Origin of the sequence: Desulfosporosinus meridiei DSM 13257 (genome assembly GCF_000231385.2) — a bacterium.
GTDB lineage: Bacteria > Bacillota > Desulfitobacteriia > Desulfitobacteriales > Desulfitobacteriaceae > Desulfosporosinus > Desulfosporosinus meridiei.
Genome location: NC_018515.1, coordinates 295,011 through 310,425, shown reverse-complemented (window position 1 = coordinate 310,425; position 15,415 = coordinate 295,011). Strand labels below are relative to the sequence as shown.

General features: G+C 40.8%; 14 protein-coding genes and 1 riboswitch. Of the genes, 6 read left to right on the top strand and 8 right to left on the bottom strand.

Annotated features, from left to right (window positions below):
* Positions 1–252: 252 nt before the first annotated feature.
* A complete protein-coding gene (locus tag DESMER_RS01580) occupies positions 253–489 on the bottom strand; it encodes a hypothetical protein (RefSeq protein ID WP_014901313.1) in 237 nt (78 codons plus the stop codon).
* A 157-nt stretch (positions 490–646) separates the two neighbouring features.
* On the opposite strand from DESMER_RS01580, the gene DESMER_RS01575 reads away from it, so the two are divergent.
* The 5 genes from DESMER_RS01575 (at position 647) to DESMER_RS01555 (ending at position 7,613) form a co-directional block, all read left to right on the top strand.
* Positions 647–1,648: a glycosyltransferase family protein gene (locus DESMER_RS01575; protein ID WP_014901312.1), complete on the top strand. Its 1,002-nt coding sequence runs from the start codon at positions 647–649 to the stop codon at positions 1,646–1,648.
* A 36-nt stretch (positions 1,649–1,684) separates the two neighbouring features.
* Positions 1,685–3,295: a YncE family protein gene (locus tag DESMER_RS01570; RefSeq protein ID WP_242831028.1), complete on the top strand. Its 1,611-nt coding sequence runs from the start codon at positions 1,685–1,687 to the stop codon at positions 3,293–3,295.
* A gap of 189 nt (positions 3,296–3,484) precedes the next feature.
* Complete coding sequence (locus DESMER_RS01565) at positions 3,485–5,326, top strand: hypothetical protein (RefSeq protein ID WP_014901310.1); 1,842 nt, start codon at positions 3,485–3,487, stop codon at positions 5,324–5,326.
* Between the two features lie 216 nt (positions 5,327–5,542).
* Complete coding sequence (locus tag DESMER_RS01560; protein ID WP_014901308.1) at positions 5,543–6,493, top strand: CgeB family protein; 951 nt, start codon at positions 5,543–5,545, stop codon at positions 6,491–6,493.
* Positions 6,494–6,617: 124 nt separating this feature from the next.
* Entirely contained in the window at positions 6,618–7,613 is a 996-nt protein-coding gene (locus DESMER_RS01555; RefSeq protein WP_014901307.1) for a glycosyltransferase family 4 protein, read from the top strand.
* 85 nt (positions 7,614–7,698) lie between these two features.
* Here the strand turns inward: DESMER_RS01555 and DESMER_RS01550 are convergent, their stop codons facing one another.
* From DESMER_RS01550 to DESMER_RS01520, 7 genes are all read right to left on the bottom strand, one after another.
* Complete coding sequence (locus DESMER_RS01550) at positions 7,699–7,923, bottom strand: hypothetical protein (protein ID WP_014901306.1); 225 nt, start codon at positions 7,921–7,923, stop codon at positions 7,699–7,701.
* A 361-nt stretch (positions 7,924–8,284) separates the two neighbouring features.
* Positions 8,285–8,599, bottom strand: coding sequence for a hypothetical protein (locus DESMER_RS01545; RefSeq protein ID WP_014901305.1), 315 nt, complete (start codon positions 8,597–8,599; stop codon positions 8,285–8,287).
* A 197-nt stretch (positions 8,600–8,796) separates the two neighbouring features.
* On the bottom strand, positions 8,797–9,855 hold the full coding sequence (locus tag DESMER_RS01540; protein WP_014901304.1) for a DUF6385 domain-containing protein: 1,059 nt from the start codon (positions 9,853–9,855) through the stop codon (positions 8,797–8,799).
* A gap of 236 nt (positions 9,856–10,091) precedes the next feature.
* Positions 10,092–11,159 (bottom strand): CapA family protein, encoded by a 1,068-nt coding sequence (locus DESMER_RS01535; protein WP_242831027.1) that lies wholly within the window; start codon positions 11,157–11,159, stop codon positions 10,092–10,094.
* Between the two features lie 577 nt (positions 11,160–11,736).
* A complete protein-coding gene (locus DESMER_RS01530) occupies positions 11,737–12,501 on the bottom strand; it encodes a UPF0280 family protein (protein ID WP_014901302.1) in 765 nt (254 codons plus the stop codon).
* Entirely contained in the window at positions 12,502–12,903 is a 402-nt protein-coding gene (locus tag DESMER_RS01525; RefSeq protein ID WP_014901301.1) for an NIL domain-containing protein, read from the bottom strand.
* Between the two features lie 4 nt (positions 12,904–12,907).
* Positions 12,908–14,104 (bottom strand): homocysteine biosynthesis protein, encoded by a 1,197-nt coding sequence (locus DESMER_RS01520; RefSeq protein ID WP_014901300.1) that lies wholly within the window; start codon positions 14,102–14,104, stop codon positions 12,908–12,910.
* Positions 14,105–14,348: 244 nt separating this feature from the next.
* A riboswitch (SAM riboswitch) is annotated at positions 14,349–14,479 on the bottom strand.
* A 367-nt stretch (positions 14,480–14,846) separates the two neighbouring features.
* On the opposite strand from DESMER_RS01520, the gene DESMER_RS01510 reads away from it, so the two are divergent.
* The gene (locus DESMER_RS01510) at positions 14,847–15,407 is read left to right on the top strand and encodes a peroxiredoxin (RefSeq protein WP_014901299.1); all 561 of its coding nucleotides are present in this window, start codon (positions 14,847–14,849) and stop codon (positions 15,405–15,407) included.
* Positions 15,408–15,415 lie beyond the last annotated feature (8 nt).

The following is a 15,415-nucleotide window of genomic DNA, read 5'->3' as shown; positions in this document are numbered from 1 at the left end:
TCTATTAATACTCTATGCACAAGCCTTCTAACTTGCTAGAATCAGATACCTATTGAATAGGTTTAATAAGACTTCATGCATTAGCAAATCAATCTACACTTAGTAAGAAAATCTCCTGAAATAGTATTATTGAAAGTTGAAAGCTCATTGCCCAAACTAAAAATGAAAGCAACGAAGCCTACCTATTGATACAATGGCAGACTTCGTTTGCTTTTAAAATACTTAGCTATTACTTTTTTCTTTCATAATTAATCAATGGCTCCAAAGAACATTTACAACGGTAGCAAATGCTCCCGCTAAAGCAATAACAAAACCCGACCACCAACGTCGGCTGTTTTCCGTTCCTTTTTTGTAATCCTCAAAATCCTGTTTTGTAATATAGTTACCCGCCAGAAGTACACGCATGTCGTTTACGACTGTTGAGACATCCTTAACAGCCTCCTTGATCTCTGCAATATCCTTCTTAATTGTCTGGACTTCCTCTTCCATTGTCCACCCTCCATCTCAACTACGGACAACCCTTTTACAATATCCTATGCACCATTCATGAAAAGGTACTTGCTGTTCATTCCCCCTCAACTCGCTTCGACATATCATAATACTAAGTACGATTATTTTTCGGTAACGGCTAATGAGGAGGTTACAAATGCCAACGATAATCTACCCTCCTTCAATTCCTTGGAATTGGATGTTTCAGCGCCCACAACAGCTACTCGGACGGTTCTCGGCTTCTGGGCAAACAGTCCTTTATGAAGACCTGGGTAATTTTTCGACTTCAAAAAACAATCTGTTGTCTCCATCATTTCTCATCTGCCAAGGTTCGTCAGCAATGTCTGTTCCCCACCCAAGACCACGCATCTTATGGCTGACTGTCCCATCTCACATTAATTTAATTGAAAATTATGACCCTGATCTAGTTATTTACGATGCTGTGGATGAACCTAAGGATGAGTTCGCTAGTTGGGCTCCCTATTATCCTTCAATACTCGAAAGAGCAGATCTCATCTTTTGTAGCAGCAATAGTATTTACGAATATTTTCTTAACCGACATCCTCATGTCTATTTAATCCCCAATGGTGTAGACTACGTTCATTTTTCGCCCGCCCCTACTCACCGCCCTATCGACCTTCCATCAGGAAAACCCATTGTCGGATATAGTGGAGCTATTGCTCCATGGGTGGATTGGGATTTGCTTAAATTAGTAATTCAAGAAAACCCGGAGATAAACTTTGTCTTTTTAGGAGCCCTCTTTCAGCTTAATAAATTTCCATTGAAATTAAAAAACGTCTACTACCTAGGATTAAAGTCATATCAGCAGCTTCCAGCATATCTCCATCATTTTGATGTTGGGTTGATTCCCTTTCGTCAAACAGAAATGACCAAGGGTTGCAACCCGATCAAACTATATGAATATTACGCAGCCGGAATAAGAGTTCTAGGTACACCTCTTCCTGAACTTCTCACAATTCCAAAAATTAATCTTGAGAGCAGTCCTCATTTATTCTCACTGCGCCTCAAACACTTAGTAAAAGAAGTTGATTCCAATAAGGCAGAAAGAATGGCCTACGCGCAAGCTAATGATTGGAGTGAACGGGTCGGCCGAATGCTACAGTATATTTTAGAAAGGGCTAATACAAATCAGAAGTAGCGTGTAACACCCTAATCGACGAGCGAATAGTATACGTTGAAAGCTACTAGTCTAACTCGTTTCTTAATCAAAAAAGGGGGGAATACACACATGCTATTTGAAACCCACGCTTGGGTAACACTCGACAATGCGGTCGCTATATATAACGTTTATAGCGATGTGCTAGTCGCTACCATCCCCGTGGGGATTGCACCAGCTTTCCCAAAACGCACTCCGGATGGTACAAAAGTCTTGGTTCCTAATTTCGGTAGTAACACTGTCTCTGTTATTTGTACAGCCGGCAACCTTGTCTTGGCTACCATCCCAGTAGGTCTTGCTCCTACTTCTGTCGCAATTGACCCTACTAGTACTACAGCATATGTGACAAACTCTGGAAGTGGAACTGTTTCCGTAATTAGTATTCCAACTCATACTGTAGTAAGCACTATAACGGTTGGTACAGGTCCGGTCGATGTTGCAATTGCCCGCGATGGCAGCCGTGTCTACGTAAGCAATGGCGACAGTAATACAGTTTCAGTTATCAACCCAGTAACCAATACTGTCATTGCAACAATCCCAGTAGGTACTTCGCCTAATGGTCTAGCCCTAAGCCTAGACAATACCAGGCTCTTCGTCGTTAACAGTGGCAGCAATAATGTTAGTGTAATTAACACCGCTACAAATGCTTTACTAAGCCTCATTCCCGTTGGATCAAACCCTCAAAAAATTGCTGCTAACCCAGTAAACCCTGTCTTCATGTACGTCAGCAACTTCGGATCGAATAGTGTTAGTGTGATCTCAACAACAGGACTTAACGTTATAACCACAATTCCTGTCGGAGTAAATCCCCTCGGGCTAGATGTTACGGGAGATGGCACTCAATTATGGGTCGCAAACGAAGGCGACAGCTCAATTAGCATTATTAACACCCTGACAAATACCATTGCAGCTGCATTGCCAACATCATTCCCACCTCGGGGTGTAACAGTAGGTAGAGTGGGTTCTGCTTTATCGCCTAGTGACCCCATTGACTTGACAGACCCATATCAGCTTGAAGAAATTACTGAATCAGTGTGCATTATCGTCGAAAAAGTTTATGCTAGCTGCCTGCAGCGAGAATGCTTCCCCGCCTTCATAATCACTTTACCCACAGGCGGAGTTCCACCTTTCACCTTTGTTAGCATGACTTTCTCAACTGGCGTAATTGTTCCCGGCAGTGTCGTCATTACACCTATTCCTGCACGGCCGAACTTCTCCAGAGTACAATTTACAATTCAAATTCCTTACACCTTGACATTAAGGGATTCAACTGGCACTTTATTCACTGTAACCGGCACCCTACCAGATATCAACAAAGACATTGTTATGTACTTCCCACCGACACGTCCAGAATTCGACTTTAACTTACGGGTTGAAACAAGAACAGAAGTATTAACCAGCCCATTATTTACAACAACAACAATTCAAATTGCCATCGGAAGTTTTGTCATAACAAAAGTTACAGGTCTCGTTCAGTTACTCGTTCCTGCCTTCGGATTCTGCCCTGAACCTCCAATGTGCGAGGAATTCCCGAATATCCCAGAAAATCCGTGCATCAATTTCTTTGATGCTACCCTTACCCCATTCCCAAGTGATTTCTTCCCACCACAGCAAGATACTTGCCAATAATCATTTCTTATGTGTTATTCACCCTCTTCTTATAAATCTTTGCTCTAGGGATAAAGAAAGGGTCGTCCATAAACGGCCCTTTCTTCTACGATCCCTTGGCGCGTAGTGGGGGCTCACATCGAAATGTAATTCTTCCATTGTCATCCTGACTCTAGTCTAAAAATTATTTTAAGAAAGGAAGTGATTGTATTGGCTTTTCTTACACGGAACACTGTTAGTCCGCTTCTCCTAACCTATGAAAGTGAATCTTCGTACTTACATATCGACTCACAAGGCTGTGCTCTATTTAATGCAAATAGTCATGAACCCGTTTACCGGATTCAAGAACCTCTACTCTTAGCCCATGGTATTATGACAGATTCTAAAACAATTCATATAGTTGTACTAAAATCCAGTGGAGATCTTTGCTACACTCTTATTTCCGGGGCAAGCACTCCACAGACAACCTTAATAGCTAAACTGGACGTACGCGGCACAAGATATCGTAAGCTTTTTCTGTTCCCTCAAGGGAAAATAATACATATCTTTTACGCCTCTACACACCAATCTATTCCCGAACTCTGGCGTATTGAACACCGGTTCTGGAACGGTAATTCCTGGCGCAGTAATCATATGGGTGAGGTTGTTCATCCCCGAGAGCCTCTCTATAGTGTCAGCTTAGACAGTCAAGGCAATCTTCATCTTTGCAGTATTACTTTCCAAGGCAGGCATTCTCTTCTTTTCACAAATCGGTTTAATGGAACATTTCATTTATGGGGATCTCCAACTGAAACCATGAGAATACCCGGTGAAGTCATGGATATGGCTGCACTAATGACAACTGATAATGTTCATCATCTCTTTTGGGTAGTTAAAACTCCAACGGGGCAATTCGAACTCCGCACAACCCAGCAATTGGATGCCCAAGAATTGTCGAGTAGCTGGAGCCCCTCTCTTGCTCCAATAAAAACATTTAACTCTCCATGTAAAAATATTGGGGCTTTAGAAATTGGCGGCGTATTATGGCTCCTAGCAATTACTGGCGAAGAGATGCTAATGCAAAATGACGGCAAAGGGTGGCGATTGATTGCCTCACACACACCATATAATCAAATCATTCAGTGGGTTCATAAAGGTCGCAAGTATTTCCATCAGACATACTGGTTGGAAGATCGAATGTTACGACGCACTCCAGCCTATCATCGGGAATTAGGATTCGCCGTCGATAGGCAAACTCCATCGCCTTCGCCCTACTGTGCTATTCCTTACCAACCAATCTCTCCAAACCCTTCTCTTGCCACATCTGCTCCTCCTGTTCCAGCCTTCTATCCGAACCAAATCTCCCCCCATAGTGATCCTCTTCCTAATATCAAGGCAGGGATTAACTTGAGAGAACTTAATGTACCCAACCCTCCAGATATAGTTTCTATACCTGAAGCAATCAAACTACCTGTGATCTCTAAAACAGCAACAGAAATTACCAGAGTGCCAAAAACGCCTGAAATCACTAATCCTCTCGCGGACAAAGAAGTTCAAGAAATAGAGGTTATCAAAACTACAGAAACATCTGAAATGTTTGAAACACCTGAGATGCCAGAACAAGCTGAGAATGTTGAAGTTATTAAAGAAACTCCAATCTCAGAAAAGCGTAACGAGGAGGTCCTTCCTTCAATGCCTAGTGAAAACCCGGACCAACTAGAGTCCTTGATCAAAACCGTCGCCCATCTTGAACAAGAAAACGCTCTTTTAAGTACGGCAGTCCAAAGCATGCTATCTAAATTTGATGAAATAATGGAAGCAATATCTGAAACTACTGTTAAGCCAAAAGAAGAAGACCCTCCTCCCTTTGACGAACTAGAACCCGTCAAAGAAGCTATGTCGAATTTAGAAAAAGAAACCCAAAGTCTATCACAAGTTCTCCGGGTAATGCTTGTAAAGCAAGAAGAAAGTGACTCTTCTCTTGAAAAACTCGAAACACAGATTTCTCAACTTCAATCAGAAAAGGATGATACTAAGAATAAAGGGGGGTTTTGGAACAAATGGATCACATAGATTTAAACACTAACATTGCGGATATTTTATGTAAATATCCACAAACTGCGAAAGCATTTCGTAAGTTTGGAATTCTCACATCTGGTTGAGGGGCAAAAAGCTTACTCACTATGAGTGTTGAGCAGGCTGCTCAACGATATCGTCTCAATTCCGCAACTTTAATTAAAACCTTAGAAGTTACCATCGAGCAATCGAAACATCAATGGAGATAAATTAATGAATATCCTCTTTTTGAATGATTCCTCTTTGTTAAGTTTAGGGCTAATCTCAGGCTTTTCTCCAATGGATGATATACGTTTAGTTCCGGTTCATCAACCGGGCTGGGCGGATCGTTTAACTAATTTATTAAAGACCTGGAAGCCTAAATTTGCTCTAGCCGAAGGTGTATCAATCTCCACAGTGGCCCGAAAACTCTTTCCGCTTTTACGACGTTATTCAATCCCTTTAGTCTATTGGGCCATTGATGATCCTCCAGACTGGCACCTTATGTCTCGTCCTTTGGGGCGGGGGGCTAGTCTGGTTCTCACCCCTGCAAAAGAATGTCTATCCCTTTATCAACGCGAGAGAATACGGGCCCTCTATTTTCACTTTGCCTGTAACCCTAGTTTCCATCAGCCGACTGAGCCTTCATATAAGTATTCTTGCGATTTACTTCTTGTTGCCAATTACTATACTTCATATCCTCAACGCAAAATCGGCATAGAGACAGTCCTATCCCCCTTGAGATCAGAACCCTATGATCTTAAAGTCTTTGGAAATGAGCATTGGCTGGCAAATACAGATCATTACACGTTGGCACCGGGAGTGTATCAAGGTTATTTGCCATATGATCAATTACCTTGTGCATACTCTTCCGCTAAAATTGTCTTAGGCCTAAATTCTGTAATTGACTCTCCTACAATGATGAGCATGCGCACTTTCGAGGCCTTAGGTTGTCGAGCCTTTTATTTGACTCATTGGACACCGGCGGTAGAGAATCTTTTTAAAAACCACGTTCACCTTATTTGGAGCCGCCATCCAGACGAAACATTAGAGCTCGTTCGATTTTACTTGAACCGAGCAGACCTGCGAGAAAAAATCGCTCGCCAAGGACGAGAAGAAGTGTACCACAAACATACTTATCAGCACCGCGTGCAATCTGTTTATAAGCACCTACAAAAACTCTGAGTTTCTATTGACTACATTCTGTTTATATAATCACCTGGCATGACAGTTATTCTTTAATCCTTAGTGTTGAACCCTCAACGGCCTTTTGCCTAACAGTAAAGAGATCTTTCTGGGAGGATTGTTTATGAAAATACTTTTCCAAGCTCGTCCAGACTTTATGAAGAACCCTGCCGGAGATACTGTACAAATTGTTTCAACTGGGCAAGCTTTAAAAGCCCTAGGAATTGAAGCACATTTCTCATCTGATCCGAACATTGATGTCTCTTCATACGACCTTGTCCATATTTTCAATATTACTCGTATAAAAGAAAGTTACATGTTTTTTCTCAATGCCCAAAAACAAGGGAAAAAAATTATTATATCTCCTATTTATTGGCCTCCTAATGCTTATCTTAACCGTGAAGGAGCAAGTTCTAACGCTCTTGCTGCTTGGAAACATGCGCAACCTATGAGGGCACGGCTCTTACGAGAATGTGATCTATTGCTTCCCAATAGCCAAATTGAAATGGATGTTTTACAACAAGACTTCCTCAAAATTGCTGATTATCATGTAACACCTAATGGGTTTCCTGACTCATTCATCGGCACAACCCCCAAACTTTTTCGGGAACAGTTTCCTAATATGCCCGCTGAATTTGTTCTCTGTGCGGCACGAATATCACCACGTAAAAATCAACTATGGTTAGCAAAAGCTTGTCACGAACTGGGCCTATCTCTCGTCCTTTTAGGATCCATTAATGACCCAAATTATTACAAAAGCGTCTTGAATTTCTCCAACGTTACCCATATCGGTACTCTTCAAGGGCAACTCCTAGCTTCAGCTTATGCGGCGTCTAAAGCCCATGCTCTACCTAGTTGGTTTGAAACCCCAGGACTATCAAGTTTAGAAGCTAGTGCCTGCGGTACTGTTGTCATCTCGACGGATCAAGGGAGCCCTAAAGAATATTTTCAGGATATGGCCCTTTATGTTCACCCACTTGATAATACCAGTCTACATACCGCTCTTGAACAATGTTATAATGCTTCACCCCTGCCTTTGATGCAGCATATTCGTAAGCATTACCCCTGGTCGAGGGTCGCAGAGATAACTTTAGAAGCCTATAATAAAGTCCTTAGCTAAAACACCAGTTTTAATTACAATTTAACAATATTTAATTGCATTTAATATAACAAGGAAGAGGCGTTCCCTCTTCCCTTAATTACTCTTAACTATCTTTAATTTGAGTCAATATCTTTTCAGCTAGAATTCGCAAATCATTTTTCATGCGCTCAGCTTTAACACTAACATTTAGGAAATCTAGCACCCCGACCACTGATCCACAGCTTTTGCACTGTACAAAGAGTACAGACCGAGTGGTTCCTTCTAGATTATTAGCGTGAACAACCTCAAATTGAGTATTACCACATTTTATACAACTTGACTGGGCCATTATTCACTCACCCCTTTACCTAGGATATAGCCAAAAATATTCACATCACCTGGCCGCTGCATTACCTTTCCTTTCCATTCAATTCAGTAACGTTCGCTTATCTGTTAGTATAATATTCACTGGCTTTTGGTATGGCTTAAGCCTCATGTAAATTTTTAGAGGTGAATAGCTTATCCATGTTTGACCTCTAAGACATTATAAGTTTCATTATCCACTTCCTGCTGTATCAGTGATATAACAAGTGTCTTTGAAAATCGCTCGTGCCCAGTTTAGAGCAATTTATCTTAATTTTAGATTCTAATCCAAAATCTAGCCCCCAAAAAACATGGGAAAAATTTTGGGGGGAGATTAGCCCCCCCCATTATTTTTCTATCGATTTCTTGTTTTTACCATAAGAATGAAAGAAATCATGGGCAAAATTGGCACCTTTACCTATTACAAGTCCTGTGATTACCATTCCTATCCTAGGATTTGAAATCTCTACATCTAAAAGTTCGAAGGCATTAATGCTACTTTGAAAAGCAAAAATGATCCCACAGGCTAAACTCATTAATTCTAACGTAAGAGGCCTAAACTTATCTGGAAAAAATGGCACAACATAAACAATATCTTTAAAAATCTCTACGACCTTCTCGACAAGAACCGCCAAGAAAAAAACTAAAGCTAGCCCGTCCATTCCAATCTCTCCTCTGAAAATCAACTCCTATTAATTCCATAATATTCCTCAAGGAGTTTAATGTTCTTCTATCTCATTCAGAGCATAGTGATGGCACTGGACCTATCAACACTGGGCTTGAAACCAAACAATTAATGCACCTGGTACATAAACGTTTTTCAATCCCTGTTAAGCGATATTAATATTATGTAAACACATCAATTCTGAGCCTGAACCCAAATTCTTAACCTTGTAAAATTCTCCGATTTGTATGCAATCCTTATAAAACGCAAAAAATTCTTAGGACAAACAAGCGCAAGCATGCCAGGCGGTACTTCTTGTAAACTTTCTTCAGTTAGCCAATGAACTCCGTCGGGACTTAGCTCTATCTGTATAAATGCTGGATCGCTTCCGAAATTGAGTACCGAGAAGGAACAACGATGAAGTGCCGAAATATCTCTCGTTATAGTTGAGGACATTTTTTCGGTTGCAGTAACATCTTCGAGACTTTCATAAAACTCATGACTGCTAATTTCGACTTGGACACGCCCAGAGACTGAAGTAGCTATAGGAACTTGGTTATTTCCATAAACTTGCACTTTGTCTCGAATCGGTGTTAAATTACGTACATCTCCACTAACAGTTGCGTGGACATTGACTGGAACTTGAATGGGTATTGGAGAGGCAAGTCGAATCGGTTTCTTTATTTCTTCAATGGTATTAATAGACTCAATTTTGTGGGTCCATGCTTTATTGTTATTCGTCACACGCCTTTTCATAGTGCCTGGAGAAAGAGTATAGGCAATGACTTTGTATATATCAAGGGACCCCTGTCCCATAATTCCTATTTCTAGACGAAAAAAGGCTACATTATAACCGGCACTAATCACCTGTGAAATCTGTTCCTTTTTTAAGCCTATTCTAAAGTAATACTCTATAGGCTTTGATACATTCCCTTCTAATGAGATGGGATAAATCCGAATATAAACCTGGGTATCCGGTCTTCCTCCCTTAAGATTTACTTTAAAGAGCCATTCTTTATCCTTTCCAATGCTTAGAGATGCTTCCTTAGTCTGAATGATTCCCGATCGAGTGGCAGTAGAATTATTAATCTCCAGAGTGGGGTTAACCATTGATTCAGAGATGAATCTCCAGGTAGATTCATTATTGCCACCGATTTGAAGCCAAGACTCGGGGAAATCATCTTGAGCTTTACTCCTTCTTAGAAAGTTTCCATTGGGTACTCTATTAAATGTCCCTGTCATATTTCTTCTCATCGTTAACCTCCTACAATTGGACGTTAAATAAAGTACTTTTCAATATCCTATCAGCTGGCGGGCAAAAATATCACTAATACTTCAAAGCAGACAAAGACACTATTAATCTATTGATCGGCTCTCAGGGCAGAAGAAGTACCCGTTTGTAAGTGGATCTCACAATAAACTGTGTTCTGGAATTTCACCAAAAACTAAGAGGGATTGGCTCTTCAGCTAATCCCTCTTAATATCCAAATCTATATATCTTGTTTATACGGTATACCTAGTTGTTTTTGTGTCTGAGCAAGGACTTGTTTTAAAACTGCTAAATCTGAACTTTTAAGATAGGGATCTTTTCCCTCCTGAATTTTTCGTATAGCGTCTTCAACTGAAACAACTCGAAATTGACGGCGCTTATTCTCAAAATAACTATGAGAATAGGTCGGCGTATAAGAAACTTCTTTCAGAAGGGTTTCTCCCTTTGTTTGATCTTTTTGAAAGGTAATGTTTAATATCACTCCGCTATTCCGATCAACCCCGTGCTGATCCCCAATAAAGTTACCCATAGAATAAACAACAAGTTTATCTTGATTATCAATATTCACAATTTCCATTGGTTGAATCACATGAGGATGACTGCCCAGGATGACATCTGCTCCGTTCTCGAGAAATAATCGAGCTAACTCTCGCTGCTCTGCAGTGGGCTGTAAGCTGTATTCAACTCCCCAGTGCAAGACAAGAACTAGGACATCCACCTTAGGTCTTAATTGAGCAATATCCTTTAAGATTATTTCTTTATTTAGAAAGTTGAAGAAATAGGGTTGCTCCTTTGGTACCGGAACCCCATTGGTTCCATAAGAGTAAGCTAAATATCCCACTCGAACCCCATCTAAATCTTTAACGAAATAAGTGTCCCTCTCCTCTTGGCTTTGATAGGTTCCAACGATATCTAAACCAGCATTTCGTAAGACCCTCATGGTTCGTATGGCCCCTGAATACCCTCTATCTAGAATATGATTATTCGAGGTAACAATAAGGTCATATCCTGCATTTTTCAAAGTGGTTGCAACTTCATCCGGGCTATTAAACTTGGGATAACCCGTATACCCAGATTCGCCTCCAGCCATAGCTGCTTCAAAATTCGCGGAGGTATAATCTCCGTATTCTAATAAGGGTTTAACCGAAGAAAAAAAATGCTTGAAATTGTAAGATCCATCGGCCTGTTGCCCAGACCAAATTTGTGTATTGTGCATTAAAATATCCCCTGTTGCCACTAAAGTAACCGATTTCGGGACAGAGGCCTTTGGTTCCACTGACCGGGACAATTTTGATATCTCCTCAGCACTTTGTTGGACAGTTTGATTTGAAACAGGCCCAACCACTGATTGAACACCGCAGCCCAATAAAACTAAACATAAGAAAACCATTATTAAAAGTCTTAAAGGCTTCGCAATTTTCAGTTTGTATCACCTCTTTATAATAATTTCTCTATCCATCCGATTTCTCCTCTATAAATATCCAAAATTTCATCCAAGTTCTGCTAGTTACATAAAATTTTATGTTGACTCAACAAATTTACTGCTTTTTATAAGAACTCCTAAAAACTGGGCATTGATTCCTTCCTCAATTCATGCTAAATTTGTGTTGTACCAGTTATATAAAAGAAATTTAAGACATTAGCGCAAAAACTTTAAACCTCCCGACGGGGAGGTTTCTTTCTTTTCCTTTAATATAAAACTATAACTAAAGCCTAGCATAAAGCTAAAACCCTTCTTCTAAAGCACGCCTTGTTGGGGATCCTTTAATTCAACGAGAGCCCAAAAAACAACAACAAATCAGGATTCTAACAAATTGTGCCTTCAGATATAGTTTCTCTGTAACTATCTGAAGGCACTGTAATATTTAATCTTTAACTAATGTTCCAGCATTAACCGGTAAAAGCTTTATACTACCCCATGCCGCTAGGCGATCATCTTTAATGAGAAGGATACCTGTAACCCCATTTATCCTCGAAGCAAACTCTAGAGCTTTTTCTAGATCATCCGTTGTTTGGATATAGTTTCCGGTAGCAGTAGCTACTGCATCTGCCAAAGGGACAGAAGGAGAAAGGACTACTACAGCATCAGCTTTGCCAAAGCTTAAAGAATGGCCTACCTTACCAGAAGACGTACATATTCCTAACGGTGTTTGACTAGGTCTAACCTCAATAGCTATCTGATTAGAAAGAGGCGAATCCCCGGCAAAAACTCCCACTTTGCGAATCCGGCTAGTTCGCATGAAAATATCTCCACCGTTTTCCACGATTACATCCCTGGATCGTCTAGCAATTGCTTTGCCAACCCATTCTGCTACAGCACCGGCAACTGCAGCCATCGGCCCAACCCCTGCAAGTCGTCCAGCCTCTGCCATAGTTTGAACAATAGGAGGGGCATCTTGAGAAACTGTATAAGGGGTTAGTGACCTCACGAAATCCTCATCTTTTTGAATATAGTCTTCAAGAGGTTTTCGGCAAGCTCGAATGGTTTCTTCGACCCATTTAACTAACTCAGGAGAAAAGCGTTCTTTTCTAATACCAATATCAAGATCAGTCTCATTAATACCGAGCTGAAAATGAACTAAATCCTCCTGGCGGTGCTGCTGCCGATAACTTCGTTCCGTATAATTCAATTATAGACGAACCTCCATCGCCCACATTGGGCAGACTTTCACACAAAGCTGGCAAAAAACACATTGATCCCCATCAAAGCGCACTTCCATAGATGGCCGCTCCATATATAAGGCTCCCGTCGGGCAAACTCCTGTACAAGCTCCACACATGACACATTTATCTTCATTGCGCACGATTTCCTGATTGAGGTTTTGCACTGAAACCCCCAGATCACGCAAATAGTTTAGCCCGTTTTCACTTTGATCTCCCGTAACTTCTAAAATCATTGTACCTTCTTTTTTGGGATTAACATCGGCTTTCACAATATTGACCACTAAATCATAATCCTTTACGAGTCGGTATACAATGGGCTTTACCGAAATATCCGTACCAAAACGCAGCACTATTCTCTTCGGCGACATATAATCAATCCTCCTTTATACTGTGCGCAATAAAGCCATCAGCAGGTGATGGGAGATTTTTAACCGGTTCAGTCAACTGGAAGTCTCCCTTCTTAATCCACCCTTTTAAGGTTGCAGCAATTTCGCGAGCTCTAGGCATGCTAGACAAAGGTGCCGTAGGTACTTCTTTGCCGTTGACAATAATCTTACCACTCTTAAGATCTGCATAGCTGGCATATCCCAGATTTCCCGGTGTAAATGATGGATATGCTTCTCCGTAATCTACAATAGGAGCAAATAGCTCCTCATCTTTTTTAGCAGCGTAGCGAGCAATTTCCTCATTTAAAATTGGGATTGGAATACCAACTCCTACACTAAGTGTTGCCCCATAGCCTAGATAACTTGTACCAACAAGCCAACGCGGGCTCATCTGCTTCAGATCCCCTGTAAGAGCAAGGGTTCCACCTGCACTCCCAAGTTCCTTTCCATCGGCGTCAATCATTGAGGGAAAGTGTTGCGTACCATTCCACGCGACATAACCAATCCCACCGCCAAGGAAAATCTTCGTACCAACTCCGATTGTCTTAAAATGGGGGTCTTTCAATAGAGGGCTAAGTTGCCCTGATGTTGAATAGTTGGCATTCCCCATTTGTGGTTTGATCATTCCCATATAGGTGTAAATCGTGCGATTGGTTAAATTGACAGCGCAATTATAGTTTTGATAACAATTTCGAGGATTAAACAAAATAGCCTCATTGATGTCATCCAGTGTAATGGTTGTTTCAAGGTTTCTGCGCGGATAACAGTCAGTACCATATGCTAAGGCCTTTAGTTGGACAGGTTTGCGAGCAACGAGGTCAGCGATAACATGCCCTCCTCCATATCGAAATTCACCCGGATAATTGCTGTTCAACGGATCGTCTTCGTGCATCTCTGTTGCCCCAATATAAGCGTCAACAGCTGCGATACCCGTATAAGCGGATACTCCGTTCAGCCAAACTTTTTGCATTTTCATTCGTGGTTTTGTGTGTCCAAAACTTAAAAAGGCACCTGAGGAACACATCGGAGCGAATGTGCCAGTAGTTACAACATCAACCTCTTGCGCTGCTTTGGAAAGACCTTTTTCCTCTACAAGAGTAATAAGCTCCTCGGCAGTCACAACCACTGCTTTGCCTTCCCTGATTTTCGAATTAATCTCTGCATACGTTTTTTCAACACTCATGACTCTCCACCTCCAGATTTGTTACGTGTTACCCACTGACTTTAGCCTAAGACTATTTACCAAAATCAGGTTCGAAGTTCAAGTTCGCACCTATCCCTTGGATAAGCTGAACTAAAATATCAAGTGTTTTTGCCTTATGAGGAAAATATTGCTTGCTAATAGGACAATTAGATTAAACTGGTTACTATATAGAAAAGACCTCTTCTGTGATAGAAGAGGTCAAAATCTCGTTTATTCGACACTCCTCTTATCTGCCAGGAAATTAATCCTGCAAGAATTAGCACCATGCTTTGTCCACGCCAGTTTCGTCTTAGCGTGTATTAAGCTGGTTGCCGGGTTTCATAGGGCTAGTCCCTCCACCACTCCGGATAAGAGCATATATTCAACTCATTATGCTGAGTCTAACATTTCACTGATACCCTGTCAATATAATTCTTTACAAGTCTTTATAGTCTTTTGCACGTATTCTTATACAGAATTAATTTATTCGCAGAATTGTAAAATATTTCATAAATAAAACATAATATAATCGACATATTCCTACATATACTAGTGGTAAGTTATTTCATTTTTCTTCATGTAGTTAGTCCTCTTCTTTGATCTCCTTTTTATTTCTAAGGAGATCTCTTTTTGTTTATTGTTTACAATACCGCTGTTAAAAGAAGAGATGATTCCTACAATCATGTCAAGATATACCTCGAGAGCATAAAGTAAATCAAATGTTTTTCGGGGAGGTTTTAGCATGATTTGTCCAGAACAACTAGCACCGGATTTTGAAACAGAGGCATATGTAAGAGGAAAAAAAGTGACCATTCATCTAAATGATTTTATTGGTCAATGGATTCTCCTCATCTTCTATGCCAGTGATTTTACTTTTGTTTGACCGACTGAATTAGCAGCCGTGGCTGCTCAGAAGGAGACACTTCAAAAACTTGGTGTTCAAGTGTTAGCAATTAGCACAGACAGCGTCTATTCTCATAAGATTTTCGCAGAAACATCCCCCTCTGCACGTACGGTTTGGTATCCTTTATTAACAGATCGATCTCATTTCATTTCAAATCAGTACGGAGTCCTCAGAAAAGAATTAGGAATACCCTACAGAGCGACCTTTATCATATCTCCTAGTGGGAAAGTCAAGTATTCTTGTCTCTATCCACCTGAAGTAGGACGCAACATTGAAGAGGTCATTCGCATTATTCAGGGGCTGATTTATGAAGAGATGACTGGCCAAGGAGTTCCAGCCTACTGGAAACCTGGAATGACCGGAATCTTAAAGGATTTTAAATACGTTGGGAAAATCTAATCTGAACT